Here is a 25,856-nt window from a genome sequence, read left to right on the forward strand (position 1 = left end):
CGTGCGCCGCGCAGCGGCGCGAGAAGGAGTCGAGCATCTGAATCGCGAACCGCCGTTCGCGCTGTGCGGGCCGGCCCGGACTCTGATCGCCGACGGGGTGCGGCGGCGCTACGACGAGGTGGGTGCCGCGCAGGCGGCATTGCGCACGGGTGAGACGTCGATTGTGTTGGGCGCGTTGCCCTTTGACGTCACCCGGCCGGCCGCTTTGCTGACGCCGGAGGCGGTGGACGCCACGGATGGGCCGCCGGACTGGCCGGCCGACGGGCTGCCGCCGGTGCGAGTGGCCGAAGCCGTGCCGCCGCCGGCGGACTACCGGGACCGGATCCGCCGGGCGTGCGAGCAGCTCGCCGCGGCCGACAATCCGCTGGACAAGGTGGTGTTGGCCCGCGCGCTGCGGCTGGTCGCCGAGGCCCCGCTGGATGCGCGGGTGATCCTGCGCCGGCTCATCGCCGCGGACCCGGCGGCCTACGGCTACCTCGTCGACCTGACCGCCGCCGGCGACGAGCACGCGGGTACGGCGCTGGTGGGCGCCAGCCCCGAGCTTCTGGTGGCGCGCAGCGGCGACCGCGTCCAGTGCCGGCCGTTCGCCGGCTCGGCGCCACGCGCCGTCGACCCGCGGACCGACGCCGCCAACGGCGCCGCGCTGGCCGCCTCGGCCAAGAACCGGCACGAGCACCAGCTGGTCATCGAGACCATCAGGGCCGCCCTGGAACCGCTGTGCGACGACCTGTCCATCGCCGCCGAACCGCAGCTGAGCAGCACCGCCACCGTCTGGCATCTGTGCACGCCGATCACGGGCCGCCTGCGTGACACGTCAAGCACCGCAATCGATTTGGCGCTGGCAATGCACCCCACCCCGGCGGTCGGCGGGGTCCCGACCAAGGCCGCGATGGGGCTGATCGCCGAATTGGAAGGCGACCGCGGGTTCTACGCCGGGGCGGTGGGCTGGTGCGACGCCCGCGGCGACGGGCTCTGGGTGGTGTCGCTGCGCTGCGCGCAGCTGTCGGCCGACCGGCGCAGCGCGCTGGCGCGGGCCGGCGGCGGCATCGTCGCCGAGTCCGACCCCGACGAGGAAGTGGCCGAAACGACAACGAAATTCGGCACGATCCTCAACGCCCTGGGCGTAGAGCAGTGAGCCGGCACATCCGTCGCGCCGCGCCGCAGGACGCCGCCGCGATCACCGAAATGATTTACGCCCTGGCCGAATTCGAGCACGCCGACGATCAGTGCACGGTCACCGAAACACAGATCTCGACTGCGCTTTTCGGTGACCTGCCGACGGTGTACGGGCACGTCGCCGAGGTGGGCGGCGAGATCGCGGCGATGGCACTGTGGTTCGTCAACTTCTCCACCTGGGACGGCGTGGCGGGCATCTATCTGGAAGACCTGTTCGTGCGTCCGGAGTTCCGCCGCCGCGGGCTGGCCCGGGCGCTGCTGGCCGCGCTGGCGTCCGAATGCCTGCAGCACGGCTACACCCGGCTGTCCTGGGCGGTGCTGAACTGGAACGCCGACGCCATCACCCTCTATGACGGCATCGGCGGTGAGCCGCAGAACGAATGGACGACCTACCGGCTGTCCGGCGCGCCGTTGGCGGGACTGGCGGAATCGCCCTGATCGCCGGCGGCCCAGCGCACCGCGGCGGGACTGAACAGCAATCCGAGCACGATCAGCGCCACCGCGCCCGCCGGAATCCCGAAGCCCGGCTGATGTGATCCGACCGCGAGGTACCAGGCCACCGGCAGCAACAGCAGCTGGGTGATGACGGCCAGCCCGCGGCCCCACCGCTTGCCGAGGATCAGCGCGCGCCCTGCGGCGATCACCCCGGCACCGACCAAGACGAACCAGCCCGCCGTCGCCAGGCCGTTGACCACCTGCTGGTCGGCCCCGGCGATGCCCCGCACCACCAACACCACCGCCACGATCAGCGCCGCAATCCCCTGCAGCACAACGATCTGACCGGCGCGGCGAACGGCGGTCGGGGCGGCTGGCGGTGTCACAGCGTCAGCGTAGTCAGGGCGGTTGCCCGTCCCCCGCCGGTTCCCCCACAGCGTGGGCTTAGGCGGTCCGCATAAGCTCGTGCCTCATGCGGGCCGTGCTGATCGTCAACCCCACAGCGACTTCCACCACCCCTGCCGGTCGCGACCTGCTGGCCCACGCGCTCAAAAGCCGGCTGCAGCTCACTGTCGAACACACCAACCACCGCGGTCATGGCACCGAACTCGCGCAGAAGGCCGTCGCGGACGGCGTCGATCTCGTGGTGGTGCACGGCGGCGACGGCACGGTGAGCGGAGTGGTCAACGGCCTGCTCGGCCGGCCGGGACCGCTGCCGAGTGGCCCGATGCCGGCGGTGGCCGTCGTTCCCGGCGGTTCGGCGAACGTGCTGGCGCGGTCCCTGGGCATCTCCGCGGATCCGGTAGCGGCGACCAACCAGCTCATCCAGCTGCTCGACGACTACCAGCGGCGCCGCGCCTGGCGGCGGATCGGGCTGATCGACTGCGGCGAGCGCTGGGCCGTGTTCAACACCGGCATGGGCGTCGACGCCGAGGTCGTAGCGGCCGTCGAGGCCGAACGCGACAAGGGCGGCAAGGTTTCGGCGTGGCGCTACATCCGCGCGTCGGTGCCCGCCGTCTGGGCGTACACCCGCCGCGAGCCGATGCTGACGCTCGAACTTCCCGGCCGCGAACCCATTCGCGGGGTCAGCTTCGCGTTCGTCTCGAACTCCAGCCCGTGGACGTTCGCCAACGAACGGCCGGTGTGGACCAACCCCGGCTGCAGCTTCGAGTCGGGCCTCGGGGTGTTCGCACCCACCACCATGAAGCCGATCCCCACACTGCGAATCGTGCGGCAGATGTTCGCCAAACGGCCCGCGTTCAACTTCAAGCACCTCATCAACGAGGACGACCTGCCATGCCTGCGAGTTACCTCCACCGGAGGCCCCGTCGCCTGCCAGTTCGACGGCGATTACCTCGGCGTGCGCGAAACCATGACGTTCCGCGCGGTCCCGGATGCGCTCGCGGTGATCGCTCCCCCTCAGCAGAAATGGCGCTGACCTGCGGTAATGATGCCCCACGGGCGCGTGCCCGGAAAATTTCTCGGGAGGCGGCCCGTGGAGTGTAGTACAACTGAGTAAGGGCTTGGCTACGAGATGATCAAAGTGAGATAGCCCACGAGCGAACTCACACTATTGACATCTGTTGAGCCTGTGAAACGATCAAAAGGTTGCATGCAGAGAGTTTTACGTAGGAGTCCGGACTCCTTTTATTCTGCACGCGTAAAACAGCCGAAGAAAAATGGCCGTGCGCCTTGCTGCGCACTTAGTGAGGAGTAAAGACGTATGGATTGGCGCCACAAGGCGGTCTGTCGTGACGAAGACCCGGAGCTGTTCTTCCCGGTAGGGAACAGCGGCCCGGCTCTCGCGCAGATCGCTGACGCGAAACTGGTCTGCAATCGGTGCCCGGTGACCACAGAGTGCCTCGGTTGGGCCCTGAACACGGGCCAGGACTCGGGCGTCTGGGGCGGCATGAGCGAAGACGAGCGACGCGCACTGAAGCGTCGCAACGCCCGGACGAAGGCCCGCAGCGGGGTATAACGCGCATAACGCAAACGGTGCGGCCTCGACGAAAGTCGGGGTCGCACTTTTGCGTGCGGGTTCTCCCACGACGCGCCTACAGCAGCAAACGGGTTCGCCGGCCGATCGGTACCCGTAGCACCACGTCGGTGCCGGTGACCGGCGCCTGACGCATGCCCAGGGTGCCGTCGAGCTCGGCCGACACCAGGGTCCGCACGATCTGCAGGCCGAGGCTGTCCGAGGTCTCCAGGCTGAATCCGTCCGGCAGTCCGCGACCGTCGTCGTGCACCACCACGTCGAGCCAGCGCGCGGAGCGTTCGGCGCGGATCGTCACCGAACCTTCGGCGACCGCCGGGTCAAAGGCGTGTTCGATCGCGTTCTGCACCAATTCGGTGATCACCATGATCAGCGCGGTGGCCCGGTCGGAGTCCAGCACACCCAGGTCGCCGACCCGGTTGATGCGGATCGGCCGATCCACCGACGCCACGTCGTTCATGATCGGCAGGATCCGGTCGATCACCTCGTCGAGGTTGACTTGCTCGTCCACCGACATCGACAGCGCGTCGTGCACCAGCGCGATCGACGACACCCGGCGCACCGACTCGATGAGGGCCTCCCGCCCCTCGGCGTTGACGGTCCGGCGGGCCTGCAGGCGCAACAGCGCAGCCACGGTTTGCAGGTTGTTCTTCACCCGGTGGTGGATCTCCCGGATGGTGGCGTCCTTGGAGATCAGGGCCCGGTCGCGGCGCTTGACCTCGGTGACGTCGCGGATCAGCACCGCCGCGCCGGCGCTGACGCCGTCGACCATCAGCGGCAGCGTGCGCAGCAGCACGGTGGCTCCCCCGGCGTCGACCTCCATGCGCATGCTGCGCCCGCCGGCCACCAGGTCGCGCACGTGCTCGGCCACTTCCTCCGCCTCGAACGGGTCGGAGATCAGCGGGCGGGTGACCTCGATCAGGTTGTGCCCCTCCAGCTCGGTGGTCAGGCCCATCCGGTGGTAGGCCGACAGCGCGTTGGGGCTGGCGTAGTCGACGACGCCGTGCACGTCGAGGCGGATGAAGCCATCGCCGGCCCGCGGGGTGGAGCGGGACATGACCACGTCGCCCACGTCGGGAAAGGTCCCCTCGGCGAGCATCTGGACCAGGTCGCTGGCGCACTCCCGGTAGGCGATCTCCAGCTGACCGGACGCACGGTCGGCCGCCAACGCGGTCTGATGATGGGTGAGCACGGCCACCACCTTGCCGCCGTAGCGCACCGGAGACGCCTCGACGTGGGTGCCGGGCAACCACGAATCTTCAGGTCCCGCAATGTCATTCCGATTGGCGGTGCCGGACGCGAACGTCTCGGCGACGAGCTCCAACCGGTCGGATGCGACGGCGGTGCCCACCGCGTCGGTCTGCAGCGCCGTAGGCGCCGTGTTGGGCCGGCACTGCGCCACACAGACCAGCACACCGTCGTCGCGGCGCACCCACATCAGGTAGTCGGCGAACGACAGGTCCGCCAACAGCTGCCACTCCCCTACCACCGCGTGCAGGTGGTCCACCGCATTGCCCGGCAGCATGGTGTGTTCGGCGAGCAGATCACCGAGAGTTGACATCGCTTACTCCCCGGGTCGTTCCCCGGCGGCTGGTTGGGACGGCCCGACGGCTAGCTGATCACCGCGATGAGGTCGCCCGCCTGAATGACGTCGCCCACCGACACGCTGACCTTGCTGACGGTGCCGCCGACTTCGGCCAGGACGGGGATCTCCATCTTCATCGACTCCAGCAGCACCACGATGTCGCCTTTGCCGATCTGGTCACCCTCGTTCACAACGACTTCGAGCACGCTGGCCACGATCTCGGCACGCACATCCTCCGCCATCTTCACCCCACTCGTCTCGGCCTTCGCGCAGGCTGGCTGCTGGTCATCACGGTTCTATCAGGCCCATCAGGCTCGGATACATCGAACCACAGGACCCCTCGGGGCCGCGGCGCACGTGCCTCGAGCGGTCCGCGCGAGGGCGAAGACACTGCATAGGACGTCTCGTGAGAGAATGGCCGTCAAGCCGACGGGCGCCGGGCGCCTCGTTCGACAAGCAATCACGGAGGTTTTACATCATGGCCAAACGAGGCCGTAAGAAGCGCGACCGCAAGCACAGCAAGGCCAACCACGGCAAGCGCCCCAACGCCTGACGGACGCTACTGCGTACCCCGGACGATCGTGGTGCGCCGGATCTCGAGCCGTAGCCGCTCGCGCAATCCCTCGGGGGCCTTCTCGCCCCGGCATTTGGTGGCGATCAACGCCTTGATCCGCTCTTCGAGCCCGTAGTGCTTGAAGCAGCCGGGGCACGCCTCGAGGTGCTGACGCAGCTGCTCGCGGGTGTCCGGGCCGCATTCACCGTCGAGCAGCAGCCAGACCTGGCGGATGACCTCCGCGCAGCCGACGCTGCCGTGGGACTCGTCGTTGGGGCAGGCGTCGGGCGAGGCACCGCCCTGGCCGGAGAGCTCGCTCATGACGACACCTCCTCGTGCGTCTGCTGACCGCGGTTGAAGCCGCGCTCCTTGGCAACGTCGGCCAACAGGCCGCGCAGCTGCCGTCGGCCGCGGTGCAGCCGTGACATTACCGTTCCGATCGGCGTATCCATGATCTCGGCGATTTCCTTATACGGAAAGCCTTCGACGTCGGCGTAGTAGACCGCCATCCGGAATTCCTCCGGCAACGCCGCCAGCGCCTCTTTGATCTCCGAGTCCGGCAGCGCCTCCAGGGCCTCCACCTCGGCCGATCGCAGCCCGGTGGACGAATGCTCGGCGTTGGCGGCCAGCTGCCAGTCGGTGATCTCTTCGGTCGGATACTCCGCGGGTTGGCGCTGCTTCTTGCGGTAGCTGTTGATATAGGTATTGGTCAGGATCCGGTACAGCCACGCCTTGAGATTGGTGCCGGCCCGAAACGAGCGGAACCCCGCATAGGCCTTCACCATGGTCTCTTGCAGCAGATCCTCGGCGTCGGCGGGATTGCGAGTCATGCGCAGCGCGCCGCCGTAGAGCTGGTCCAGCAGGGGAATCGCGTCGCGTTCGAATCGCGCCGTTAATTCCGCGTCCGTCTCTTCGTGCGCCGCGGGCTCGGCAATCTCGGGCCCCGCCGCGCCATCGCGGCCATCTTCAGAGTCGGCCATGTCGATCAACCCGGTCCCTTCTGCGGCGGTGTTACCGGAGAGCATCCAAAGCGCCACCGGACTCGCAAGGAAGCCAGCCAACCGCTCCTCGCCTAACAGGCTCGTCGCCGTTGACACCACGCTGCTCCTCCCAATCTAAAGGCTGACCCCGACACTGTCCGTCCGGGTCCGCTCCACCGCATGTGAGACCGATTGGATCAACACCGCGGGTGACCGCGCTATTTCCGCGGCGCGATCGGTCCGCATGCCGGCCCGGCCGCCCGGTCGGACCCCGATCCGGCCGATGCGGGCGTGGCGTTAGTGTGACGCCATGTCCCTCAACGGCAAGACCATGTTCATCTCCGGCGCCAGCCGCGGTATCGGCCTGGCGATCGCCAAGCGCGCCGCGCAGGACGGCGCCAACATCGCGCTGATCGCCAAGACCGCCGAACCGCACCCGAAGCTGCCCGGCACGGTGTTCACCGCGGCCAAAGAGCTCGAGGAGGCGGGTGGGCAGGCCCTGCCGATCGTCGGGGACGTCCGCGACCCGGATTCGGTGGAGGCGGCCGTGGCCAAGACCGTCGAGCAGTTCGGCGGCATCGACATCTGCGTCAACAACGCGTCGGCGATCAACCTCGGGTCCATCTCCGAAGTGCCGATGAAGCGGTTCGACCTGATGAACGGCATCCAGGTGCGCGGCACTTACGCGGTGTCCCAGGCGTGTCTGCCGCACATGAAGGGCCGGGAGAACCCCCACGTCCTGACGCTGTCACCGCCGGTGCTGCTGGGCCAGGAGTGGCTGAAGCCGACGGCGTACATGATGGCCAAGTTCGGTATGACGTTGTGCGCGTTGGGCATTGCCCAGGAGATGCGCGAGGAGGGCATCGCGTCCAACACGTTGTGGCCGCGCACGCTGGTGGCCACCGCCGCGGTGCAGAACCTGCTCGGCGGCGACGAGGCGATGGGACGCGCCCGTAAGCCCGAGATCTACTCCGACGCCGCTTACGTGGTCCTCAACAAGCCGGCCAAGGAATTCACCGGCAACATGCTGCTGTGCGAGGACGTGCTGGTGGACTCCGGCGTCACCGACCTGTCGACCTACGACTGCATTCCCGGCTCCAAGCTGGGCGTCGACTTCTGGGTGGACGGCGTCAACCCGCCGGGGTACACGGGTCCCTAACCGCCCCAAGACATTACAGTGGCCGCCACACCGGGCATTGCCGCGTTGGTGAAAGCCGGTGTGCCCCACGAAGTCCTGACCTTCGATCACGATCGGCGCGAGCAATCGTTCGGTGCGGAGGCGGTCAGGGCGCTCACCGAGGCCGCCGGCATCGACCCCGGGCAGATCTACAAGACGCTGATCATCGCGGTGCCGGACGGATTGGCGGTCGCCATCGTGCCGGCCACCGCGCGGCTCTCGCTGAAGGCGGCCGCCGCGGCGCTGGGGGTTGCCAGGGCGTCCATGGCCGAAGCCTCGGTCGCCGAAAAGACCACCGGCTACGTCGTCGGTGCGGTGTCGCCGTTCGGTCAGCGCCGAAAGCTGCCGACGGTCGTCGATTCCGGTGCGCTGGCGTGGGAGCGGGTGTTCTGCAGCGCCGGCCGTCGGGGCTGGGAGGTCGCGGTGGCACCGCAGGATCTGATCCGCCTCACCGGCGCGATCACCGCCGATCTGCGCGCTTAGGGCGGGACGCGACGCGCCATGGTTCTCGCCCAATCCCGGGCCGATGGCGGAGGGGCGGCCGTCGAGGCCGGCCGGGTTACCGAGGCGCGACGAGGACAGCTTGCGCGTTGAATCTGTCGTTTGATAGAAATTGGCCCTACTGAGTTATTGAATGGGGGTTCTCGTGACCGTTGAAGCGACCAGCTCAGATACCGCCACCACGGCTGGAGCCCGGGCCCACGCACGAGCCCAACACGGGCGATCTGCGCAGTACATGCGGCACGTGCCCGCGGCTAGCAGCCCGACTGCTCCCGATGACGTGCCCGCCGAACGTCTGGTCTGGTCGGAGACCGTGGCGCCGGGCGGATACACGACCGCCGCATTGGCTCGCGGCACACGCGTCCGATTGTCCGATCCGGACGGCAATGCCTGCGCGAGTCTGTTGCTGCACCGCGCCGGCGCCACCCATGAACGTCTCAACATCGCTGACACGGTCAAGGTGCCCTGGCAGGCCTATGTCACCACCGGGCACCCATTGTTGAGCGGTTTCGGCCGGGTGCTGGCGACGGTCGTCGCCGACACCTCCGGGGCCCACGACGCCCTCACCGGCACCACGACGCTGGCGGGGAACGTGGAGAAGTATGGGGCGGGCACGCCCGAGTCGCCATCCCCGGCCGGACGCCAACTTCTTGCGCTGGGGGCACTCAAACACGATCTGGGCCAACGCGACCTGCCACCCTCACTCTCCTTCTTCCAGGGGGTTCGCGTGAAGTCCGACGGCACTTTCCAGTGGCAGGGGTCCAAAGGCCCGGGTACTCACCTCGACCTCCTGTTGCATGTCGACTGCATCGTTCTTCTCGCCAACACAGCCCACCCGCTGGATCCCCGGCCCGAATTCACCTGCTCTCCCTTACGAATTCACGCCTGGCCCGCCGCGGGCGAACTTGACCTGCTGGCCGCCGGCAAACTGGTCGGACCGCTGGGTCCCGAACACCGCCAAGCCATCGCGAATACCAACGCCGACCTTGCAGCCCGAGGAGTCCTGTGACTACCGCCGCCACCTCCGCCCTAGTTCCCGGGGCCGTGATCCTCGACCAGACCGTCGCCGCACGCACATCGTGGTCCTCAGTGGTCGCCGCCGGAGACGTATTGACCATCGTCGACCTCCACGGCAACCAGGCCGTCGACTGTCTGCTCTACTCGGCGGCGGACACCTCGGTCCGCTACTCCGCGCCAGAGACCATCAGGCGGCAGGGCCGTATCACCCTGACCACCGGGTCAGTGCTGCGCGCCGACACCGGGATGGCGTTGATGACCGTCATCGACGACGAGGTCGGCGCGCACGACACGCTGGGCGGAGCCTGCTCCAAGGAATCCAATACGTTGCGCTACGGCCCGCACACCTGGGCCCAGCACGGATGCAAAGAGAATTTCCTGATCGAAGGTGCCCGTCATGGCCTCGGCGCGCGGGACCTGTCGAGCAACATCAACTGGTTCATGAACGTGCCCGTCGACCCCGACGGCGCGTTGGGGATCGTCGATGGTCTGTCCGCGCCGGGCAAGCGAATCGCGCTCCGCGCCGACGTAGACACGCTGGTCCTGGTGTCGAACTGTCCGCAGATCAACAACCCGTGCAACGGGTTCGACCCCACCCCGGTCCAGATGATCGTGACCCGGCCGGCCCAGGCGGGCGGCGCATGAACCCGCTTGACACGGTCCTGGTCGCCAATCGCGGGGAGATAGCCGTTCGGCTACTGCGGTCTGCGCGGCAGCTCGGCCTCCGCACGGTCGCGGTGTTCTCCGATGCCGACCGCGGGGCGCCCCACGTCCGGTTGGCCGACGAAGCGGTACGCCTGGGCCCGGCCGCGCCGAGCGAAAGCTATCTGAGGGTCGACGCCCTCCTGGAGGCGGCAGCGGCGACCGGTGCCGGCATGATCCATCCGGGTTACGGATTCCTTTCCGAGAACGCCGAATTCGCCACTGCTGTCGAACAAGCCGGCATCGCATTCGTCGGCCCGACCCCGCATCAGCTGCGCGTGTTCGGCAGCAAGCACGCGGCGCGCGAGGCCGCAGTCGCTGCCGGCGTGCCCGTGTCCCCCGGCTCCGGTTTGCTGGACAGCGCCGCGGCCGCGATCACTGCGGCTGAGGACATCGGCTATCCGGTGATGCTCAAGGCCACCGGCGGCGGCGGCGGGATCGGCATGCAGGTCTGCCGGGACGCTCAGGAGCTGCGCTCCGCGTTCGATCGCGTGGCTCGGCTGGCCGAGCGTAGCTTCGGCTCGGCGGGTGTCTTCGTCGAACGGTTCATCGACCACGCGCGCCACCTCGAGGTGCAGATCTTCGGCGACGGCACCGGTCGGGTGCTGTCGCTCGGCGACCGCGACTGCTCACTGCAGCGCCGTAACCAGAAGGTGATCGAGGAGGCGCCCGCACCGGCACTTCCGGACGAGTTACGCGAGCGCCTGCACTCGTCCTCGCGCGCCTTGGCCGCGTCCGTGGGTTACCGGTCGGCGGGCACCGTCGAATTCGTCTACGACCCCAAACGACACCAGGCGTCGTTCCTCGAGGTAAACGCGCGCCTGCAGGTCGAACACCCGGTAACCGAAGCGATCACCGGAATCGATCTGGCCGCCTGGATGTTTCGGTTGGCGCGCGGCGATCGGGACATGGTGGCCGAGCGCCTGGCGCCGGGCGCCAGCGCTGGCGCGGTGCCCGTTGCGGGCAATGCGGTGGAGGTGCGCGTATACGCCGAGGATCCCACACGGGACTACCGACCGAGCACGGGAACGCTGACCGCCGTGACGTTCCCCGACCGGCTCGACGACGGATCCAGTGTGCGCGTCGACACTTGGGTTCAAGACGGCACCGAGATCTCCGCGTCCTACGATCCGCTGCTCGCCAAGGTCATCACCGAAGGGCCGAGCCGGGACGTGGCATTCGACCGACTGAGCCTCGCGCTGGACGCCACGGTCATACACGGCATCGAGGTCAATATCGGCGCCGCGCGCGCCGCACTGAATTACCCCGACGTACGTGAGGCGCGCCACAGCACCGCCACATTGGCCGACATCAAGGACCCCCGCCCTCGGATCACCGTCGAACGCCCCGGCATGCTGACCACGGTTCAGGACCTGCCCGGCAGGGTGGGTAAATGGGATGTCGGCGTACCGCCGAGCGGACCGATGGACGACCTGTCGTTCCGGCTCGGCAACCGCGCGCTCGGCAATGCCGACGGGGCTCCCGGGCTCGAGTGCACCTCGTCGGGTCCGGCGCTGCACGTGACCCATCCGACCACGGTCTGCGTCACCGGGGCCGAGTGCCCGGTCACGGTCAACGGGGTGGCCGTTCCGATGTGGGAGCCGGTCGAGATCCCGGCGGACGGCCTGCTCGACGTCGGCGCCGCCGAGACGACAGGACTGCGCACCTACGTGCTCGTCGCCGGCGGGTTCGACGTGCCGGCCTATCTGGGCAGCGCGTCGACTTTCACGCTGGGCCGATTCGGCGGCCACGGCGGACGACAACTGGTGATCGGTGATGTCTTGCGCGCCAACGTCTCTGGCGCTCCCACGTCCACCGCGCCGGTACCGGCCGAGGAACGACCCACGATGCGGTCGGATTGGGAACTCGCCGTCACCGAGGGACCACACGGCGCGCCCGAGTTCTTCACTCAGGCCGACATCGACACCTTGTTCAGCGCGCGCTACCGCGTGCACTTCAACTCCGCCCGCACCGGGGTGCGGCTGGAAGGCCCGAAGCCGCAATGGGCGCGGTCCGACGGCGGAGAGGCGGGACTGCACCCGTCCAATATCCACGACAATGCGTATTCGGTTGGCTCGCTTGACTTTACGGGCGACACCCCGATCCTGCTGGGTCCGGATGGCCCGAGCCTGGGCGGCTTTGTGTGTCCCGTCACCGTCACCTCGGCCGAACGGTGGAAACTGGGTCAGCTACGGCCGGGCGACACCGTGCGTTTCGTGCCGGTGCGCGCCGCCGATGTGCCGTCGCGCAACGAACTGGGCGTCGCTCGTCGGGCGGCATGGTCGGTCCCGCGGACCGGTGGCGACGGCGACCACGGCGTGCTTGCCCGCCGCACCGGTGACGGTGTTCCGTCGGTCACCTACCGCCGCAGCGGCGACGACAATGTCCTGGTCGAGTACGGCGACATCGTCTTGGATCTCGCGCTGCGCGTGCGCGTCCACGCCCTGCACCAACGGCTCGCGGAGGAACTGCGCGAAGGCCGCGTATCCGGGATCGTGGATCTGACACCAGGGATTCGCTCGCTGCAGGTGCATGTCGACCCCGACGTGCTGCCGATCGACCGGCTGCTGGGGCTGCTCAACGAAATCGAGGACGCCCTGCCCGCGACCGCGGACGTGGTGGTGCCCAGCAGGTCGGTGAGACTGCCCCTCAGCTGGGACGACCCGGCCACTCGCGAGGCCATCGCGCGCTACATGTCGGGCGTGCGCGATGACGCGCCGTGGTGCCCGTCCAACATCGAATTCATCAGGCGGGTCAACGGTTTGGCGTCGCAGGACGAGGTCAGGGACATTGTGTTCGCTGCCGAGTACCTGACCCTGGGCCTCGGCGACGTCTACCTCGGCGCGCCGGTGGCGACGCCGTTGGATCCCCGCCACCGGCTGGTCACCACCAAGTACAACCCGGCGCGCACGTGGACCGCGGAGAACTCCGTCGGCATCGGTGGAGCGTACCTGTGCATCTACGGCATGGAGGGCCCCGGCGGCTACCAGTTCGTCGGACGGACCACGCAGGTGTGGAGCCGCTACACCCACACGGCACCATTCGAGCCCGAAACACCTTGGCTGCTAAGGTTTTTCGACCGTATCAGCTGGTATCCGGTATCCGGCGAGGAACTGCTCGACCTACGCGCCGACCTCGCCGCGGGCCGCGGCTCGGTGGATATCACCCCTGGCACGTTCTCGCTTGCCGACCACGAACGGTTCCTGGCCGACAACGCCGCCTCGATCGCCGACTTCCGTGCCACCCAGAGCGCGGCGTTCGCAGCAGAACGCGCGGCATGGGCGGCCGCGGGAGAGTTCGACCGCGCGGAGCGGGCCGAATCCAGGGCTGTCGCGGTGACGGCCGACCTGGTGCTCGACGACGGCGAACAGCGGGTGGACGCCCCGTTTGCGTCCAGCGTGTGGAAGGTCGACGTCGAAGTCGGCGAGCACGTAGTGGCGGGCCAGCCGCTGCTCGCGCTCGAGGCTATGAAGATGGAGACCGTGATCGCGGCCCCCTCCGACGGCGTCGTCACCCGGCTGCTGGTCGAGGCGGGCAACCAGGTCGAACCCGGCACGCCGTTGGCGGTGGTACAGACCCAGTCGCCGCCGTCCGCAGACCTCGACCTCGCCGAGGCCTCTGCGTGAGCGCCGTCGAACGCGTGCGCGCCGCGTACGCGGCAATCGAAGCGGTCGACCGCCCGGAGATCTGGATCTTCTTGCGGCCCATGGCCGATGCGCTGGCCGAAGCCGCCGCCGTCGACGCCCAGGTCGCTGCGGGCGCGGATTTGCAGCTGGCCGGCCTCGTCGCCGCGGTGAAGAACAACATCGATGTCGCGGGTCTGCCGACCACGGCGGCGTGTCCCGGCTACGCGACGGCGCCCGCGTCCGCCGATGCCACCGTCGTCGCGCGGTTGCGGGCGGCGGGTGCCGTCGTACTCGGTGCGACCAACCTCGACCAGTTCGCAACCGGCCTGGTCGGAACTCGCAGCCCCTACGGCGCGGTGCGCGACGCCCGCCGTCCCGGCTACATCTCGGGCGGGTCCAGTTCCGGGTCAGCCGTCGCGGTCGCGCTCGGCCTCGTCGACATCGGTGCGGGCACCGACACCGCGGGGTCGGGCCGCGTGCCGGCCGCGCTACAGGGTGTCGTCGGCATCAAGCCGACTGTCGGCGTGGTTCCGACGGACGGCGTCGTCCCGGCATGCCGCTCCTACGACTGCGTCACGGTGTTCGCGCGCGACATCGACACGGCCGACGCCGCGATGGGGGTGATGGCTGGAGGTGCGCGCCCGTTCCCACCGGACGCGCCGCTGGCCGCGCCCCCGAACCCGACTGTGGCGATCCCACGCGACCTGCCCGGGCTGTCCAAGCCATGGCAGTTCGCGTTCCGCGACGCGTGTGATCGTCTTGCCGCGACCGGCGTCCGACTACAAGAGATCGACCTCGGCCCGTTCCTCGACGCCGCGCGTCTGCTCTACGACGGCGGCCTGGTCGCCGAACGGCACGAGGCCGTCGGGACGTTCGTCGACGCCCACCCTGCCGAGGTCGACCCGACGGTGGGACAAATCGTGTCGGCCGCGGGTCAGGTGTCGGCAACCCGTCTGCTCGCCGACCGCGTGCGGGTGGCCGAGCTCACCGCGATCGCACTAGGGGCGCTGGGAGATTGCGATGCGCTGCTGATCCCGACCACCACCGGGCACCCCACGATCGCGGACGTCGCAGCCGACCCAGTCGGCGCCAACTCGGCGTTGGGCACCTACACCAACTTCTGCAACCTCATGGACCTGTGCGCGGTCGCGGTGCCCTCCGGGACCGCGGACGGCTCGCAGTTCGGCGTCACCGTGGTCGCGCGAATGGGAGCCGACGCCGTCGCGCTGGACCTGGCCCGCGCGGTCACCGCGCCCACACCGGGCGTGGCCAGGCCGGGCGCGGTTTCTCTCGGGGTTTCGCCGGACGGTGCTCCGCCCGCACCATGGCCGACTCGGACCGGACTGGCAGCGACCCCGCTTTTTGTCGTGGGCGCACACCTGCGGGGCCAGCCGCTCGCGCATCAGCTCACCGACCGTGGCGCCCGATGGACGGGACGCGCTGTGACCGCACCGCTGTACCGGCTCGCGCGTCTGAACACTTCGCCGCCCAAGCCTGGACTGGCCAAGGTCGGCGCCGGCACCGGCGTAGCAATCCGAGGTGAACTGTGGCTGGTGGGCACCGCGATGCTGGGCGACTTTTTGGCGAGCCTGCCCGCACCCATGACATTGGGCGCAGTCACCCTGTCCGACGGGACCGAGGTGGTCGGATTCGGCTGCGCCCTCGATGCCTGGCAAGCAGGAGAGGACATCTCCGGTCACGGAGACTGGCCGAGCTATTTGCGGTCGCTGGAACAGCCGGCTACCGAACCCGTTGTCGGCGTTGTACCGGGCTAAGGAGTCACCAAATGGTCAGCTTCGTAACGCTGCAGCTCAGCGGGGCTGCGCATGCGTAACGTCGGGATGGCGCTGTCCGGAATCCCGACCACTCGCAGGCAGGCATCCGCGACGTGGGCCGGCAGGTCGGACCGCTCCGGGCCTGGGGGCGTCGACCACACGCTCACTAGCGACTCCACCAGCCGAAACGGCAGGTCGGCCGCAGCCGGGTGGATACCGGTCTCGGCAACGATGGCCCGGCCATCTGCCAGGTATTGCTGCCGCAGCCGCTCCCGGTCGGACCAAAACGGCTCGACACCGGCACCGCGGGACTCTGGCATGAGGTACAGGGCGCCGAGATTCCACCGACTCGACAGCAGTTGTCTGCCGTCGAACATCGCCAGAGCATGCAAGTGCTCAGCGGTGGTCAGGGCAGGCTCGGCGCTGAGCAGATGCGCGATGAACGACAACGTCGGGTTGACCGTCTGGCTCAACAGCGCGCGCAGGATTTCGTCCTTGGTCTTGAAATAGTGATAAAGCGAAGCCTGCCGTATTCCGACCGCGTCCGCGATGGCGCGCGTCGAGGTACCCGCGTAGCCCGTGGTTGTGAACAATTCGCCGGCAGCATCGAGGATCTCATCGCGCGCCGTGATCCCGTGGCGCCGCTTATCGCTGAGCCGGGGGCGCCCGGCCCGAGTCACAGCCGCGTACCCATCATGGACCCTGATGGCGGGAACCATCGCACCTTATGTTCCTGTCTAACGGCGGGGCTAAAGACTATCCCATCAACGATTGCCTACCGGGCCAACCGGTGCGTCGGCGCCGACCGATTGAGCCGGCAAGCTTCCGCAATCGGTGACGACTGTTCGGCACCGAGACAGAGCCGGGCATGTCTGTCGAGCGGCACTGTTCGGGCGGAACCAAAATCACCGCGCCGGCAGAGGATTATATGCGCGAGGTATGACTGAGCCAAAATCCTTCCAGCTATTTGAAACGTTCACTTGAGGGTTAATCCGAGGGTTGCTGCACAGGCACTTCGCAAATAGTTATGCGTATTTTCGGTGCTCTGAGCTATAGCCGATATTGGAGGCCTCGCGCCATATCATTGGCGTCCCGATAGATGGGGCTGATCCGCTTGGTTCTCACCTTGTCGGAGGGTTGGCCCGGTGCGGCATCAAGGCCACCAAAGCTTCCGCGCTTTATCACAAAGAGGTTGTAAGATAACGCATTCCGCGCCCGGCCGCAAGCTCCGACACCGCTCGGCTCAGCCCTAATTGCACCTGCGCCGCCGCGACGCCGCTATCAGAAGCGCCGATGCTGGAAACGAAATTATTGTGGCGCCGAATCGACACAAGACGAGGTAAAGGATCGCCGCCTGCCTGGAAGGCAGTCAAGGTTTGCCAGGTAATTTTCAGTAATCAATCAGCGCCGTCGCAGAGACGTCATCCATTCTTATCGTCGGTTCGCCGATGTTGGCATGTGCTGCGGCCACGCTCCGTGAGCCGTCGGTGGTGTTGTTAAACGTGCGCCAAGCCATCTACGAGGGCATGCGGGTGGACCCGGGGATGTCTGGGACGACTGGTTCGATAGGGGTTTAGCGAAATGGATTTTGCGGCGTTGCCGCCCGAGGTCAATTCCGCGCGGATGTATGCCGGCGCGGGGGTGGGCTCCATGGTCGCCGCCACGGCCGCCTGGGATGCGCTGGCTGCCGAGTTGAGTTCGGCGGCGGTCTCTTATGGGGCGGTGTTGTCGGAGCTGACGAGCGGCCCGTGGGCGGGCCCGTCGTCGGGGGCGATGGTGGCGGCGGTGGCTCCGTATGTGGCGTGGATGCACACCACCGCCGCGCAGGCCCAACAGGCAGCCGGCCAGCTCACGTCGGCGGTGGCCGCCTACGAGGCGGCCTTCGCCGCCACGGTGCCCCCGCCACAGATCGAGGTCAACCGCGCGCTGTTGGCCTCACTCGTGGCGACCAACGTCCTCGGGCAGAACACCCCGGCGATCGCGACCACCGAGGCGCAGTACGCCGAGATGTGGGCCCAAGACGCCGCGGCCATGTACGGCTACGCCGGCGCCTCGGCGGCGGCCACCAGATTGACCGCATTCACGTCGCCGCCGCAGACCACCAACCCGTCGGGCAAGGCGATGCAGGCCGCTTCCGTCAACGAGGCCGCCGCGTCCTCGGCAGGGCCGAGCACGCAATCCGCACTCTCGGTCGTGCCGAACACGCTGCAAAACCTTTCGTCGACACCAATCGCCACTTCATCGAACTTGGATCCGGCGCTGGGAAGCCTGTTCGACCCACCAGCCGGCAGCCCCACAGGCCTCAACGAGCTCACGCAGAACATCGGTAACTGGGCGTTGGTCATCAGTGGCCCCTTGTTCACGGCTTCCGGTATCACTCCCCTGCTGGGCGGGCTCTACGGGCTGGCATTGCCGACGGCGGCGGCGGTCGCCGGCGACGTGTCACCGGCGGACGCTGGGCTGGGGACCCTGGTGAGCTCGCCAGGCGGGACGGGAGTCCCGGGCAATGCCGGTGTCTCGGCGAGCCTGGGCGGGTCGTCCGCCGTCGGCAAGCTGTCCGTGCCGCAGTCGTGGGCGGAGGGCCCGGCCGTTCGGCTGGCCGCGAGCGCGTCGCCCTTGCCGGCCGCCGGAGTCGGCGGTGTACCACCGGCCGAGGCGGCAAGTCCCGGCTTCTTCGGTGGCCTTCCTCCGGTGGGCAGCGTGGTCAACGCGCCCAGGGGTGAGCAGTCGCGCACCCGCTCCGGGTCGAACCAGCGAGTCGTCCCGGCAATGCCTGGCGAGCAGGGCGCTGACGAGGGTGTCGCGACCCGGCCCGCACCGGCGCCACAAAAGACCCGCAAGCACGTCGCCAGCACATTGAGCGAACGCGAGCGCGACGAGCTCGAAAAGCTGCGCAAGGAGATCGCCGAAGTGGCGACCGAACGCGATGCGGCGGCCCGCCTAATCAAGGAGGCCATGCTATGACCGCGCCCTTGGATTTCGGAGGCCTGCCACCCGAAGTCAATTCCGCGCGGATGTATGCGGGTGCGGGGTCGGAGCCGTGGGTTGCGGCCGCGGCGGCCTGGGAGAAATTGGCGGCCGAATTAAGTTCGGCGGCAACGTCGTATCGAACGGTGACGTCGCAACTTGCGGCTGACCCGTGGGTGGGTCCGTCGTCGGGGGCGATGGTGGCGGCGGTGGCTCCGTACGTGGCGTGGATGAACACCACCGCCGCGCAGGCCCAGCAGGCGGCCAGCCAGCTCACGTCGGCGGTGGCCGCCTACGAGGCGGCCTTCGCCGCCACGGTGCCCCCGGCGGAGATCGAGGTCAACCGCGCGCTGTTGTCTTCGCTGGTGTCCACCAATGCTTTTGGGCAGAACACCCCTGCGATCGCGGCCACCGAGGCGCAGTACTCCGAGATGTGGGCTCAAGACGCCGCAGCCATGTACGGCTACGCGGGCGCCTCGGCGGCGGCCACCAGGTTGACGCCGTTCACCTCACCGCCGCAGACCACCAACTCGACGGCAAATACCAACCAGACCATGGCGGTCAACAGGGCTGCCTCGTCAGCAACCGGCCAGAGCACCCAATCGACGCTGTCCAGCGTGCCCAACCTGCTGCAGAACGTGACGGCGGGCCCGGCCTCCGGGACGTCCGGAGGGTCTTCCGGGTCGAGTTCGATGCTGGACCTGTTCAACAACTTCAGCGAGAACACCATCGGCTACCAAATCCTTTCCGAGGGTTTGAATTTCGACGCCTCTGGTACCTTGCTGACCCTCGCGCCGCCGGTCGCCGCGGCCTGGAACCCGTTGGTCAATTCGCTTTCCGCGCCACCGGCCGCGGCGGCGGGTCTTGCCGGAGCGGGCACCCCCGGGTCGGCTCTGGTCAATTCGGGCTCGGGTGCGGGCCCGGGCGTCTCCGGGGTATCGGCGGGAGTGGGCGAGGCGGCGTCGGTCGGCAAGCTGTCGGTGCCGCAGTCCTGGGGCACGTCCCCGGCGATTCGGCTGGCCGCCACGGCAACCGCGCTGCCGAGCGCCGGGCTCGAGGGCGTCCCCCAGGCCGGGGCGGCCACACCGGGCTTCTACGGCGGCATGCCCTCGATGGGTCCGGTGGCCAGCGTGGTCAACGCACCGCGCGGCGACCAGGGCCGCATCCGGGCAGGCGCGCGCCACAAGGTGGTTCCCGGACTGGCCGGCGAGACCGGCATGCACGACGACCCCGCCGGCCGATGGGTCAAGCCGACCGCCGATGCGGACGACGACGCCGCCGTGGGCGAACGCGATGAGCTCAACCAACTGCGCAAGGCAATCGCCGACGTACGCCGACAACGAGACGTTCTGAAGCGCACGGCCGCGAACTTGATCAAGGAGGCGACGAACAAATAGCAGCCCTGTCGCGGATCGCTCTCATCGAGCCTCAGGAACCGCAATAGCCCCCGGTTGTGAGTTGTGACATGTCGATGAACGACAGCCGATTGCCGTCCACTCGACTTGAGAAGTGAGGAAAGAGCTTTGGCCATTAACACGACGTCTGGAACCGCAAGAACACTCAAGGAAAACGCCCAGCCCCAGACCCAACCCGGCGTCGGCAGTATCCCCACGCTCGAGGACGAGGACCAGGCTCAGCTCGAGGCCCTCGGCTTCCACTCCGACTTCAAGCGGGACATGAGCCCGTGGGCGAACTTCTCGCTCGGATTCACCTACCTGTCACCGGTGGTCGGCATCTACACGGTGTTCGCTTTCGCGCTGGCCGCCGCCGGGCCGCCGATGATCTGGAGCCTGCTCATCGCCGGCGCCGGGCAGATGTTGGTCGCGCTGGTATTCAGCGAGGTGGTCGCGCAGTTCCCGGTGGCCGGTGGCGTCTACCCCTGGGCGCGACGGTTGTGGGGCCGCAAATGGGCGTGGATGACCGGGTGGGTCTACATGTTCACGCTGCTGGCCCTGCTGGCCGACGCGGCCTATGGTGCTGGCCCGTACGTGGCCGACGTGTTCGGTTTCACGCCGTCCCCGCACGCCACGGTGCTGTGTGCGCTCGGCATGTTGGCGATTGCCACCGCCATCAACCTGACCGGCACCAAGATGCTGGGCTACTTCGCCATCTTCGGCTTCAGCGCCGAACTGATCGGAGCCATCGTGGTCGGCGTCTGGTTGCTGTGCACCCAGCGACACCACAACCTCGGGGTGCTGTTCCACGGCTTCGGCGCCCAAGGCAGCCACAGCTACATGTACGCCTTTCTGGCCGCCAGCCTGATCGCGCTGTACCAGTTCTTCGGTTTCGAAGCCTGCGGCGACGTGGCCGAAGAGGTCCGCAACCCCGGCGTGCAAATTCCCAAGGCGATGCGCCGCACCATCTACATCGGAGGCTCCGCAGCTACTTTCGTCTGCTTGAGTCTGATCCTGTCGGTCACCGACTTCGGCGCGGTGATCAGCGGTAAGGACTCCGACCCGATCGACACCATCCTGAAGACCGCATTCGGCGGGCTCGGCGCCAAGGTCGTGCTGTGCATCGTGCTGATCTCGTTCGTGTCGTGCGCGCTGAGCCTGCAGGCCGCGGCCAGCAGGCTCATCTACTCCTACGGCCGTGACGACATGATCGTCGGCTCAAAGCTGTTGGCGCGCTTCGATCACAAACGCCACGTGCCGCCGTACTCGCTGCTGATTGCGGTCATCATCCCGGCGTTCCTGATCATCGGTTCGCTCATCTCGAGCGACGCGCTCACCAAACTCGTCAGCTTCGGTTCGGTCGGGGTCTACATCGCGTTCCAGATGGTGGTGCTGGCGGCCCTGCGCGCGCGGATCAAAGGCTGGGTGCCGAAGGGCAAGTACCGGCTCGGCCGGTGGGGCGTGCCCGTGAACATCGGCGCGCTGATCTACGGAGTCGCGGCCATCGTCAACCTGTCCTGGCCGCGTGACTCCCACCAGCCCTGGTATGACGACTACATCATCGCGCTGATGTCCGTGGCCGTTGTCGGCCTCGGCATCCTGTACATGGTGTGCAGCCGGGCTTACGCCAAGAGCGACGCTCCATACGCTGACGCCGTTCCGTCGGAGTCAGCCTGATCCCGCTCGTCCGCGGACCGCAACTCGTCGACACCGTCACAGGAGGCCCGTCCGCCGTCAGCAGAACGTGACGACGACCTTGTCCGCGGCCCCCGGGGTGTGCGCCAGTTCGAGCGCCTCGCCGACGTTGTCGAACGGGATGGTGTGGCTGACGATCAGCGCGTACTTCTCCCAGTTCGCGACGAGATCCCTTGTCACCTCGAAGATCTCGTCGGGATAGCCCATCGATCCCAGGATGGTGATCTCGTTGCTCATCACGTTGACGAACTCGACGGGCACCAATTCCTTGTGCACGCCGACGATTCCCAGGGTGGCACCCTTCTTGGCCGCGGCCAGCGCGGTGTTGATGACGGCGGGCACACCGGCGGCGTCGAGGTAGATGTCGGTGCCTGCGCGTCCGGGTAACCCGGGAATTCCGGCTTCGCCTTCGCCGTGCAGTTCGATCAGGCGCGCGACGACGTCCTCGTCGGCCGAGTTGATGATGGCGTCTGCGCCGACCTGCAGCGCCTTGTCCAGGCGGCCGGGAATCAGGTCCGCGACAACGACGTGGCTGACGCCAAGGGATTTGAAGGCCAGTACGGCGCCCAGCCCGATCGGCCCCGCCCCGAACACGAGGACCTTATCCGTCGGTTTGGGCCGGCAGCGGTTCGCGCCGTGGCGCGCGACGGCCATCGGTTCGTTGAGCGCGGCCACTTCCCACGGGATGTGATCCGGGATCACTTCGAGACTTGTTCCGCGGACGGCATTTTCGATGAGTAGGTAGTCGGCGAGCGCCCCGGTGGCGCCGCCGTTGCCGATGATGCCGCTGGGCGCGGCCATCGGATTGATGACGACGTGATCGCCGACGGACAACCCGGTCACCTGCGCGCCGACCTCGACGACTTCCCCGGCGGGCTCGTGCCCGAGCGGGGTATGCCCCTGGCGTGGCGGGATGCCGCCGATGGTGATGTAGAACGCGTCCGAACCGCAGATGCCGCAGGCGCGCATCCGCACGAGGACGCCGCGCGGGCCCACGTCGGGGCGCTCGGTGTCGAGGACTTCGGCCGTGCCCGGGCCGGTCACCACGGATGCTTTCACGGTGTGCCTTCCAGTTCGATGTCGAAGGTATCGAGATACTCGGCGAACGTCGGCGCGAGCTGTTCGACGGTCAGGCCGTACTCGTCGAGGCGATAGGCGTTGAGCGCGAACCGGTCCTGCGGGTGATCGGCGAGCCAATTGCGCATGCGCGCTTCGGTTTCGGCGGTCAGTGGTTCGTCCGCCCACTCGTAGATGCGCCGCATGACGTGCATCGGGTCGCGCATCATCTCGTGGTAGTACATGTGGAAGAAGCGCTCGTCGCCGATGCGTTCGCGTACCCGCAGCGGCCGGTCGACGTGGTAGCGCATCTGCCACATCGCGAGCCGGCCCATGTCCGTCTGATCGAGCAGCTCGGTGTTCATCACCAGGCTCTGCGGCAGCCGCCACAGGTTGCACAGCGAACCGGTCGCCTTGTACGGATCGCGGTGCGCCCAGATCAGCCGGGCGTCGGGGAACACCTTGAGCAGCGCCTCGATGTGCACCGAATGCGACGGCATCTTCAGGCTCCAGTTGCCCGGCGCGGTGGACTGCAGCACCTGCAGATAGCGTTTCTGGTATTCGTAGGTGCTGCTCATGTCGGCCTCGTCGAACAGCCAGCGCGCGTAACGATCCGTCGGCAGGAACGAGTCCCAGGAGAGACCCTTGAAATCCTGGTTGTGAATGAACATGTCCTCGGTCGGACCGTCGGCGTCTTCCCAGTGCGGCAGCGGCATTTTCGCCTGTGTCACCAGTTCGAGGATCTTGCGCTGCTCCTCCAGCAGGGCCAGGCACCGCGGGTCGGTGCGCAGCGTGTCGGTGCCGGCGGGCGGGATCGGGGCCACGCACTGCCAGTGCAGCAGCGATCGCCGGGACGGGTCCTGGTCGAGAAGGTAGCTGATCACCGTGGTGCCGGTGCGGGGCATGCCGAGCACGATCAGCGGCCGCTCGACGGGCGCGTCCAGCACGTCGGGATGCGTCTGGATGTAGCCGTGCACCTGCATGCGCCGCCCCAGCGCGTTGGTAGCGTCGTCGAGGACCCGCTCGCGGCCGAACGGGGTGAAGGCCGGCGAGGTGTTGAGTTCGTCGACCATGAGCTGCAGCCCGTCGCGCCATGAGTCGGAGTCGATTCCGGTGAGGCCGGTGCGCCGGGCCGCCAGCTCGAAGACGTCGTCGGCGGTCGCGATGTTGTCGAAGTCGCTCATGGCCCTAGACCGTCAGGTATCCACCGTCGACGGCGATGGTGCTGCCGGTGATGTACGAGGCGGCGTCGGTACACAAGAACAGCGCCGCGCCGGCGCAGTCCTGGGGAGTCCCGGGCCTGCCCAGCGGCGTGTGGAAGCCGATCTCGACGTCCATCACCTCGGGAATTCCCATGGCCGGGTGCGTCATTCGCGTGTCGATGAGCCCGGGTGCGATGGCGTTGACCCGTATCCCGTCGTTGGCCCACCGCCGCGACAGGTTCATCGTCAGGGCGATCAGGCCCATCTTCGACGAGGCGTAGCCCGGGACGAACACCGCCGACCGGAACGCGGACATCGAGACGACGCTGACGACGCTCGCGCCGCCCGGGGCCTGACTGGATTTGAGGCGCTCGTGGCAGCGCATGGTCAGCCGCATCGGGCCCAGCATGTTCTGCGTCACCGACGCGACGTAGCCGTCCGGATCGTATTCGTCGCCGGCGGGATAGGGGCCGCCCGCGTTGTTGATCAGGATGTCCAGGTCACCCAGTGAATCGGCTAGGGCATCAATGGATTCGGGATCCTGGATCTGGCATTGGCGGTAGGTGAACGCGTCCAGTTCCGTCTCGGGATAGTCGGCTGCCGAGCCGCGGGTGCCGGTTGCCGTGACGGCCGCCCCGGCGCCGGCGAACGCGGTCGCGATCGCGTTGCCGATGCCGCTGGTGCCGCCGGTCACCAGCACGTGGGCGCCGGTGAAATCGAAGTTGACGGAGTTCATTCCGAGTCCCTTTCTAAGGTCCTCAATTCGTTGATTGACTTTATGAGCCAGGCCTTTTCCCAGAAGTTTTCGGTGCCGGCCAGCAGCACCTCGTGCGCATCAGCGGCCGTCGCCCGCGCCCCCGCGTGCAGCGGCTGCGCGGCCAGGATCAAGTCGGTGAGGTGGATGGCCTGCACCGCACGGCCGACGGCCAGGTTGGCGCGGGCGGCGTCCAACAGCGCGTCTGCGCCCGCGGCGCTGACCACGTCGGCGGCAACCGAATCCGGTGCCACGTCATAGAGTTCGGTGGTGGAGCGATGCCGGAACCATCCGGTGTACATCTCCCAGATGGCCCGCACATTCCAGGAGGTCTTTCCGTAGCCCTCGCCGATGTCGAGGTGCTCGGGCATCTTGACCTCGCGCATCGCGGTGTGGAGGTCGGCGCCGGAATTCATCAGTTCGGCCGTGCGATCGTGCACGGCCTGCATTCCGTCGCGCATCGCGGTGACCTCCTCGGCGATGCGGTCGGCCCCTTCGATGGGGTCGAAGTGACCGGTGATCAGCCGCCGCGGTCCGTACTCCAGCACGGTGTTCAGAGACTCGATGTAGAGGATCGGGTCGCGATACCGATCGCCGCGGATGGTCATCAGGTTCGGGACGTGGCCGAACAGCGGACCGAACAGGTTGCCGGTGAACAGGATTCGATCCTCGGGCAGCCACACCACCAGCGCGTCGGTGGTCTCGCCCCCGGGCGTCCACGCCAGCTCGAAGGTGCGTCCGCCAACCGTGAGGCTCATGCGCTGGTCGAACGTCGTGGTCGGCTCGGGGAACGAGAAGTCGATGGTCGCGGGGTCGATGGTCTTGAAGTGCTCGAGCACGGCGTCGGAGAACTTCTGGAAGGCGAACGACGTCTTGGGCACCCGGTAGCCCATCAGCAGGGTGTTGTCGTCGCGCCAGTACCGGTAGTTGCGGTGCATGACTACTTGGGTTTCCTCGGTGCCAGCGTCGCGCAGCGAATTCACCCCGCCCCAGTGGTCGGCGTGCCCCTGGGTGACGATGATGGCGCGCGTCGGGCCGGCCACGTCGGCAAAAGCCTTGCGGTGCAACGGGCCTTCGAAGACCAGCCCACCGTTGACGATGACCCGCCCGTCGTCGGTGCCGACCGCGTAGGAGTTGGAGACGCCAGGCGACATCCAGATGTCATCGCCAAGCGGAACCGCAGGAGTGTCGGTTGCCGCCGCCAGATCGGCGGCCCCGGGACGCTCCCGGTGAATCCCAGCCATGACTTGCGATCCTCTACAGTTCTA

Annotated in this window: 24 protein-coding genes; 14 read left to right on the forward strand and 10 right to left on the reverse strand. The window is 67.9% G+C overall.

Features of this window, described 5'->3' with window-relative positions; translation table 11 throughout:
- Position 1 precedes the first annotated feature (1 nt).
- Both MTY59_RS01725 and MTY59_RS01730 read left to right on the forward strand, forming a co-directional pair.
- A complete protein-coding gene (locus MTY59_RS01725) occupies positions 2 to 1,135 on the forward strand; it encodes an isochorismate synthase (protein WP_431190736.1) in 1,134 nt (377 codons plus the stop codon).
- Positions 1,132 to 1,614 (forward strand): GNAT family N-acetyltransferase, encoded by a 483-nt coding sequence (locus MTY59_RS01730; protein ID WP_221044152.1) that lies wholly within the window; start codon positions 1,132 to 1,134, stop codon positions 1,612 to 1,614. The genes MTY59_RS01725 and MTY59_RS01730 overlap by 4 nt, the downstream gene beginning before the upstream one ends.
- Here MTY59_RS01730 and MTY59_RS01735 read toward each other — a convergent pair.
- On the reverse strand, positions 1,566 to 1,997 hold the full coding sequence (locus MTY59_RS01735) for a hypothetical protein (protein ID WP_221044153.1): 432 nt from the start codon (positions 1,995 to 1,997) through the stop codon (positions 1,566 to 1,568). The genes MTY59_RS01730 and MTY59_RS01735 overlap by 49 nt on opposite strands.
- An 86-nt stretch (positions 1,998 to 2,083) precedes the next feature.
- Between MTY59_RS01735 and MTY59_RS01740 the strand changes: the two genes are divergently transcribed.
- Positions 2,084 to 3,049 carry a diacylglycerol/lipid kinase family protein gene (locus tag MTY59_RS01740; protein ID WP_221044154.1) on the forward strand — a complete coding sequence of 322 codons (966 nt, stop codon included), beginning with the start codon at positions 2,084 to 2,086 and terminating at the stop codon, positions 3,047 to 3,049.
- A gap of 285 nt (positions 3,050 to 3,334) precedes the next feature.
- Positions 3,335 to 3,589, forward strand: a complete 255-nt coding sequence (whiB1, locus tag MTY59_RS01745; RefSeq protein ID WP_003874607.1) for a transcriptional regulator WhiB1 — start codon at positions 3,335 to 3,337, stop codon at positions 3,587 to 3,589.
- A gap of 76 nt (positions 3,590 to 3,665) precedes the next feature.
- On the opposite strand, the gene MTY59_RS01750 is transcribed toward whiB1, so the two are convergent.
- A complete protein-coding gene (locus tag MTY59_RS01750; RefSeq protein WP_221044155.1) occupies positions 3,666 to 5,165 on the reverse strand; it encodes a sensor histidine kinase in 1,500 nt (499 codons plus the stop codon).
- A gap of 50 nt (positions 5,166 to 5,215) precedes the next feature.
- Positions 5,216 to 5,431, reverse strand: coding sequence for a biotin/lipoyl-binding carrier protein (locus MTY59_RS01755; RefSeq protein WP_007773063.1), 216 nt, complete (start codon positions 5,429 to 5,431; stop codon positions 5,216 to 5,218).
- A gap of 236 nt (positions 5,432 to 5,667) precedes the next feature.
- On the opposite strand from MTY59_RS01755, the gene MTY59_RS27875 reads away from it, so the two are divergent.
- Positions 5,668 to 5,742 carry a 50S ribosomal protein bL37 gene (locus tag MTY59_RS27875; RefSeq protein ID WP_011728008.1) on the forward strand — a complete coding sequence of 25 codons (75 nt, stop codon included), beginning with the start codon at positions 5,668 to 5,670 and terminating at the stop codon, positions 5,740 to 5,742.
- 6 nt (positions 5,743 to 5,748) lie between these two features.
- On the opposite strand, the gene rsrA is transcribed toward MTY59_RS27875, so the two are convergent.
- Both rsrA and MTY59_RS01765 read right to left on the reverse strand, forming a co-directional pair.
- The gene (rsrA, locus tag MTY59_RS01760) at positions 5,749 to 6,063 is read right to left on the reverse strand and encodes a mycothiol system anti-sigma-R factor (protein ID WP_221044156.1); all 315 of its coding nucleotides are present in this window, start codon (positions 6,061 to 6,063) and stop codon (positions 5,749 to 5,751) included.
- The gene (locus MTY59_RS01765) at positions 6,060 to 6,722 is read right to left on the reverse strand and encodes a sigma-70 family RNA polymerase sigma factor (protein WP_221046205.1); all 663 of its coding nucleotides are present in this window, start codon (positions 6,720 to 6,722) and stop codon (positions 6,060 to 6,062) included. Before MTY59_RS01765 ends, rsrA begins: the two co-directional genes overlap by 4 nt.
- Positions 6,723 to 7,032: 310 nt before the next feature.
- Here MTY59_RS01765 and MTY59_RS01770 point away from each other — a divergent pair, with 310 nt between their 5' ends.
- The 6 genes from MTY59_RS01770 to atzF all read left to right on the forward strand — a co-directional run bounded on the left by MTY59_RS01770 (position 7,033) and on the right by atzF (position 15,520).
- Complete coding sequence (locus MTY59_RS01770) at positions 7,033 to 7,881, forward strand: SDR family oxidoreductase (RefSeq protein WP_221044157.1); 849 nt, start codon at positions 7,033 to 7,035, stop codon at positions 7,879 to 7,881.
- Between the two features lie 12 nt (positions 7,882 to 7,893).
- Positions 7,894 to 8,382 (forward strand): YbaK/EbsC family protein, encoded by a 489-nt coding sequence (locus MTY59_RS01775; RefSeq protein ID WP_221046206.1) that lies wholly within the window; start codon positions 7,894 to 7,896, stop codon positions 8,380 to 8,382.
- 151 nt (positions 8,383 to 8,533) lie between these two features.
- Entirely contained in the window at positions 8,534 to 9,409 is an 876-nt protein-coding gene (locus MTY59_RS01780) for an urea amidolyase associated protein UAAP1 (RefSeq protein ID WP_221044158.1), read from the forward strand.
- Positions 9,406 to 10,062 (forward strand): urea amidolyase associated protein UAAP2, encoded by a 657-nt coding sequence (locus MTY59_RS01785; protein ID WP_250160694.1) that lies wholly within the window; start codon positions 9,406 to 9,408, stop codon positions 10,060 to 10,062. Before MTY59_RS01780 ends, MTY59_RS01785 begins: the two co-directional genes overlap by 4 nt.
- Positions 10,059 to 13,745, forward strand: a complete 3,687-nt coding sequence (gene uca / locus MTY59_RS01790) for an urea carboxylase (protein ID WP_221044159.1) — start codon at positions 10,059 to 10,061, stop codon at positions 13,743 to 13,745. The genes MTY59_RS01785 and uca overlap by 4 nt, the downstream gene beginning before the upstream one ends.
- Positions 13,742 to 15,520 (forward strand): allophanate hydrolase, encoded by a 1,779-nt coding sequence (gene atzF, locus MTY59_RS01795; protein WP_221044160.1) that lies wholly within the window; start codon positions 13,742 to 13,744, stop codon positions 15,518 to 15,520. Before uca ends, atzF begins: the two co-directional genes overlap by 4 nt.
- Here atzF and MTY59_RS01800 read toward each other — a convergent pair.
- Positions 15,517 to 16,239 carry a TetR/AcrR family transcriptional regulator gene (locus MTY59_RS01800; protein ID WP_221044161.1) on the reverse strand — a complete coding sequence of 241 codons (723 nt, stop codon included), beginning with the start codon at positions 16,237 to 16,239 and terminating at the stop codon, positions 15,517 to 15,519. The genes atzF and MTY59_RS01800 overlap by 4 nt on opposite strands.
- Before the next feature lie 862 nt (positions 16,240 to 17,101).
- Between MTY59_RS01800 and MTY59_RS27610 the strand changes: the two genes are divergently transcribed.
- The 3 genes from MTY59_RS27610 (at position 17,102) to MTY59_RS01815 (ending at position 21,558) form a co-directional block, all read left to right on the forward strand.
- Complete coding sequence (locus MTY59_RS27610) at positions 17,102 to 18,484, forward strand: PPE family protein (protein WP_221044162.1); 1,383 nt, start codon at positions 17,102 to 17,104, stop codon at positions 18,482 to 18,484.
- Positions 18,485 to 18,492: 8 nt separating this feature from the next.
- Positions 18,493 to 19,884: a PPE family protein gene (locus MTY59_RS27615; protein ID WP_221046208.1), complete on the forward strand. Its 1,392-nt coding sequence runs from the start codon at positions 18,493 to 18,495 to the stop codon at positions 19,882 to 19,884.
- 126 nt (positions 19,885 to 20,010) lie between these two features.
- The gene (locus MTY59_RS01815) at positions 20,011 to 21,558 is read left to right on the forward strand and encodes an APC family permease (protein ID WP_250160695.1); all 1,548 of its coding nucleotides are present in this window, start codon (positions 20,011 to 20,013) and stop codon (positions 21,556 to 21,558) included.
- 57 nt (positions 21,559 to 21,615) lie between these two features.
- Here the strand turns inward: MTY59_RS01815 and MTY59_RS01820 are convergent, their stop codons facing one another.
- From MTY59_RS01820 to MTY59_RS01835, 4 genes are read right to left on the reverse strand one after another with little or no spacing between them, the layout of a single operon-like run.
- Positions 21,616 to 22,635 (reverse strand): zinc-dependent alcohol dehydrogenase, encoded by a 1,020-nt coding sequence (locus MTY59_RS01820; protein ID WP_221044163.1) that lies wholly within the window; start codon positions 22,633 to 22,635, stop codon positions 21,616 to 21,618.
- A complete protein-coding gene (locus tag MTY59_RS01825) occupies positions 22,632 to 23,816 on the reverse strand; it encodes a sulfotransferase family protein (RefSeq protein WP_221044164.1) in 1,185 nt (394 codons plus the stop codon). The genes MTY59_RS01820 and MTY59_RS01825 overlap by 4 nt, the downstream gene beginning before the upstream one ends.
- A gap of 4 nt (positions 23,817 to 23,820) precedes the next feature.
- A complete protein-coding gene (locus MTY59_RS01830; protein ID WP_221044165.1) occupies positions 23,821 to 24,570 on the reverse strand; it encodes an SDR family NAD(P)-dependent oxidoreductase in 750 nt (249 codons plus the stop codon).
- On the reverse strand, positions 24,567 to 25,832 hold the full coding sequence (locus tag MTY59_RS01835; protein WP_221044166.1) for an alkyl sulfatase dimerization domain-containing protein: 1,266 nt from the start codon (positions 25,830 to 25,832) through the stop codon (positions 24,567 to 24,569). Before MTY59_RS01835 ends, MTY59_RS01830 begins: the two co-directional genes overlap by 4 nt.
- Positions 25,833 to 25,856 lie beyond the last annotated feature (24 nt).

This window comes from Mycobacterium senriense (genome assembly GCF_019668465.1).
Lineage (GTDB): Bacteria > Actinomycetota > Actinomycetes > Mycobacteriales > Mycobacteriaceae > Mycobacterium > Mycobacterium senriense.

Coding starts and splice junctions, on each gene's coding strand:
- rsrA (WP_221044156.1), bottom strand. CDS start 6,063: ATGAGCGAGCTCTCCGGCCAGGGCGGTGCCTCGCCCGACGCCTGCCCC.
- MTY59_RS01740 (WP_221044154.1), top strand. CDS start 2,084: ATGCGGGCCGTGCTGATCGTCAACCCCACAGCGACTTCCACCACCCCT.
- MTY59_RS01780 (WP_221044158.1), top strand. CDS start 8,534: ATGGGGGTTCTCGTGACCGTTGAAGCGACCAGCTCAGATACCGCCACC.
- whiB1 (WP_003874607.1), top strand. CDS start 3,335: ATGGATTGGCGCCACAAGGCGGTCTGTCGTGACGAAGACCCGGAGCTG.
- MTY59_RS01800 (WP_221044161.1), bottom strand. CDS start 16,239: ATGGTTCCCGCCATCAGGGTCCATGATGGGTACGCGGCTGTGACTCGG.
- uca (WP_221044159.1), top strand. CDS start 10,059: ATGAACCCGCTTGACACGGTCCTGGTCGCCAATCGCGGGGAGATAGCC.
- MTY59_RS01765 (WP_221046205.1), bottom strand. CDS start 6,722: ATGGCCGACTCTGAAGATGGCCGCGATGGCGCGGCGGGGCCCGAGATT.
- MTY59_RS01750 (WP_221044155.1), bottom strand. CDS start 5,165: ATGTCAACTCTCGGTGATCTGCTCGCCGAACACACCATGCTGCCGGGC.
- MTY59_RS01825 (WP_221044164.1), bottom strand. CDS start 23,816: ATGAGCGACTTCGACAACATCGCGACCGCCGACGACGTCTTCGAGCTG.
- MTY59_RS01835 (WP_221044166.1), bottom strand. CDS start 25,832: ATGGCTGGGATTCACCGGGAGCGTCCCGGGGCCGCCGATCTGGCGGCG.
- MTY59_RS01770 (WP_221044157.1), top strand. CDS start 7,033: ATGTCCCTCAACGGCAAGACCATGTTCATCTCCGGCGCCAGCCGCGGT.
- MTY59_RS01830 (WP_221044165.1), bottom strand. CDS start 24,570: ATGAACTCCGTCAACTTCGATTTCACCGGCGCCCACGTGCTGGTGACC.
- MTY59_RS01755 (WP_007773063.1), bottom strand. CDS start 5,431: ATGGCGGAGGATGTGCGTGCCGAGATCGTGGCCAGCGTGCTCGAAGTC.
- MTY59_RS27610 (WP_221044162.1), top strand. CDS start 17,102: ATGGATTTTGCGGCGTTGCCGCCCGAGGTCAATTCCGCGCGGATGTAT.